This is a genomic window from Agromyces sp. NPDC029043 (assembly GCF_055564615.1).
On record NZ_JBVHVX010000055.1, the window covers coordinates 1 to 2,392 of the forward strand.

2 protein-coding genes and 1 pseudogene are annotated in these 2,392 nt (G+C 59.7%); all 3 read right to left on the bottom strand.

Annotated elements, in window-relative coordinates; translation table 11 throughout:
- Positions 1 to 75: 75 nt before the first annotated feature.
- On the bottom strand, positions 76 to 537 hold the full coding sequence (locus ACZ4TW_RS23910) for a hypothetical protein (protein WP_465547002.1): 462 nt from the start codon (positions 535 to 537) through the stop codon (positions 76 to 78).
- Positions 538 to 559: 22 nt separating this feature from the next.
- Positions 560 to 877 carry an XRE family transcriptional regulator gene (locus ACZ4TW_RS23915; RefSeq protein ID WP_465547004.1) on the bottom strand — a complete coding sequence of 106 codons (318 nt, stop codon included), beginning with the start codon at positions 875 to 877 and terminating at the stop codon, positions 560 to 562.
- A gap of 981 nt (positions 878 to 1,858) precedes the next feature.
- A pseudogene (locus ACZ4TW_RS23920) lies at positions 1,859 to 2,167 on the bottom strand (cell division protein FtsZ); the annotation flags it as partial.
- Between the last annotated feature and the right edge of the window lie 225 nt (positions 2,168 to 2,392).

The following is a 2,392-nucleotide window of genomic DNA, read 5'->3' on the forward strand; positions in this document are numbered from 1 at the left end:
CAACACGCCACGGTCCACACCCGGAATTCAGTCCTCAGACCACTCATCCGGGCCACTCAACAAGGGACCGCCACCTCACGAAAGATTGAGGTTAGTCCTAGCATCATCCTCGTCTGCCGCGCGTCGAAGCACATTCTCAACTGCCGCTTCATAAGTCCCCACGTGTAACGCCAAACTCATCTTGTAGGCAAGCATTTGCTGCGCATCTCGGGTATCTGGAAGCAGGGAATTAGCAAGCCGCGCAGCAATAGCAGTACGACGCGATTCGGCATCTGGCCAACCCTCGTACTCGCTCGAGTGAAACCACTCAAGCTGGCCGACAGCCTCACCGTTAAATGCCGGGTCGCCGACCGACCGTACAACCGGGCGTGCGCTACTGATGTCGAGCTCGTTTCCGCAGCCACACACCGGGTATGCGGCCTCTCCTGCCTCTTGTAGCGAATACTCATCGGCTCCAACGACGATTCGTGCGTCGCACCGCTCGCACGCGAACCAGAGCGGGTAGCTGAAGCCCGCTACTGGCTGCTCGTCGATCACCAAACCGCCCTTTCTAGGGTTCTCACTCGTGAGCGCCCGGCCGACCGGGATGGAGTTCGGCCTGCGTCGTGGTGTCCTCGGTGCGATCGACGCTGATGGTGACGCGAACGCCAACCTTGTCACCCATCGCGACCAACGCGTCCAGCGAGAATTGAGACAGTCTGCCCGAAATGATCTCTGACACCCGTTTCTGGGTCACACCGAGCTTACCGCCGCCGCAGCGGTCTCCGACCAGCCGAAGTCCGCGATTTGATCGCGCACTGCACGCATCAATGCCCGATCGCACTCGCATGGCGGCCGCCTCGTCGGGATTGTCAGCAATGTCATTCCACAAACTCATCGTCCCTATTCTTCCCATCTCGACACGCAAACGGGGCATGCCGGGCTATCTCACCGTTTCCCCAGGTCACCAGTCCAGAGTTTCACGGCGCGCGGCAGGAGTCCTGGTTCGACGTTTTCGGGCTGTCCGAAGATCGGCTATGCCAGGTGTCCGACACACAACCCGGAATACGACACCATCTCCGGAATCGGTACGACAACTTTCCCGGAATTCGACACCGCGTCCGGAATCCATAGAAGCGAGCCGACACGGAAGCCCGGAATGTCCGATTTAGCCGACAATCATGCCGACACCGAAACCGGAAAACGACAACTTTCGCCGGAACCTACAGTCCGACAGCAGCATTGCTTTATTGTAGGTTCTCATTCCGGTTTGCACTGCGTCCTGGTAATTCTCAGCTACTTTGCATCGTCAAGCGGTGCTGAATTCTCACTCAGTTTGCATTTTCCTACAAGCGTGCAAGCTGCCATATCGAGGCGATCGCGACGCTTGGGCGTGTACGAACTGAGGCAGGCGGCCAAAAGCGCAGGGCGACTCGCACATTTCCGTCACGTGACGAACCGCGGCGTTGCGAGCCCGTCCTGCGCCGGCCTCGCACCGACTGCATGCTTGCCTACGTCGACCATCGATAACGGGAGCATCCGGTGCGGTCGCGTTTCAGCAGGCTTCGAGCACATACTGCGCTAGCCGGGCCTCACAGGCCAGTTCGAGTTGCACGAGCGATCCACGAAACCACCACGCCGACTTTCGAGCTCGAAGCCAGGCTCACCCACGCACAGTTAGGTTCGGCGGTCCACAGATACTCACACTTAACCTTTCCTTAAAAGTGAGATCTCGACATCACCATCGTCGCTAACGCCGATTAGTTGCTGCGCAGGCGCTCGTCAGATGGCGCGAAGGCACCTCGTGGTTCGGCTGCAAATCCTCACTTTTCTGCGAATCGCCAAGGAGCTGAGTTCTCTTCGCCCGTATAGGAGCCGGGCCGGTCGCGATCACCGTGACACGCACCTCGTCGCCGAGGTTGTCGTCGATGACCGTGCCGAAGATGATGTTGGCCTCTTCGTGAGCGGCCTCCTGCACCTGGGCGGCGGCGTTGTGGATCTCGAACAGACCGAGGTCACTACCACCGGCAATCGAGATCAGAACGCCGCGGGCACCTTCCATCGACGCCTCAAGCAGTGGCGAGTTGATGGCAGACTCGACCGCCTTCTTCGCACGACCCCTACCGCGTGCCGATCCGATGCCCATCAACGCGCTACCGGCGTCAATCATGACGCCCTTGACGTCGGCTTGTTTGCGGGCGCTGAGGCGATCGCCGAGCATAGTTGCGGTCGCGCTCACGAGGCACGGCTCCTGGGACTCCACGGTTCGCGCGCCGACCTATGCAGATCAGCCCGTCAACGTTCTCAAGAGGTTTGAAGGCTCTTCCGGATTCAGAGTGCATGCAGTCGTTCTGCGAGTTGGCCGGAGTGGATGAGTGACCGCAAGATGTAGTGGTTGAGGTTGCGGAAGCCG

Excerpts from the sequence above, each read along its gene's own strand:
- ACZ4TW_RS23915 (WP_465547004.1), bottom strand. The coding sequence starts at position 877 with ATGAGTTTGTGGAATGACATTGCTGACAATCCCGACGAGGCGGCCGCC.